At 64.4% G+C, this 744-nt stretch carries 1 protein-coding gene; it reads right to left on the bottom strand.

The window, feature by feature from the left end:
* A partial coding sequence (locus tag EN893_RS36325) for a rhomboid family intramembrane serine protease (protein ID WP_164901513.1) occupies window positions 1-744 on the bottom strand: 744 nt, incomplete at both ends.

Raw genomic sequence — 744 nt, 5'->3', positions numbered from 1 at the left:
GGCGGGCGGGTCGGGGATCAGCGGTTCCGTGGCAACCGGCGGTTGGTCGGGAGCGGTGGGCGCGACGTCCTCGTCGGCGCCGGCAAACAGCGGCACGCCGCGGCTGCGCAGGACGAGCACAAGAACGGCTCCGGCAATGATGCCGCCGATATGGCAGGCCCACGAAATCTGGTCCTCGCCGCCGGCGGCAAACATCACCACCTGGAACAGCACCCACAAGATGAGCGGGATGAAGGCCGGGATGCGGAGCGGAATGCGGGCAAAGGCCAGCACCCAGACCTTCACCCTGGGATAAAGGATCAGATAGGCGACGACCACGCCGGCGATGGCGCCGGAGGCACCGATCAGCGGCGCCTGCGAATCCCAGGCGACGAGGCCCTGGAAAGCGGCGCCGGCGATCGCGCACAACAGGTAGAAGATGAGGTAGCGGATGTGGCCGAGCGCATCCTCGACATTGTCGCCGAACACCCACAGGAACAGCATGTTGCCGCCGAGATGGAAGATGTCTGCATGCAGGAAGGAATAGGTGAGGTAGCTCAGGCTTTCGGGGATGACGATGAAACGGGGATCGAGCTCGGCGGTGTCATGGACGACCGACGGGATGAAGCCGAGACCAAGCACGGCGGCATTGGAGAAACTCTCGCCGCCGAGCGCGGTGGCAAGGTAGACCAGGGCATTGACCACGATCAGCCCGATGGTCACATATTGCAGCCTGATGTGCCGCAGCCTGTTGGTGTCGTAAAG

Origin of the sequence: Mesorhizobium sp. M7A.F.Ca.CA.004.04.2.1 (genome assembly GCF_004022825.1) — a bacterium.
Taxonomy (GTDB): Bacteria; Pseudomonadota; Alphaproteobacteria; order Rhizobiales; family Rhizobiaceae; genus Mesorhizobium.
This window is presented reverse-complemented; position numbering and strand designations above follow the sequence as displayed.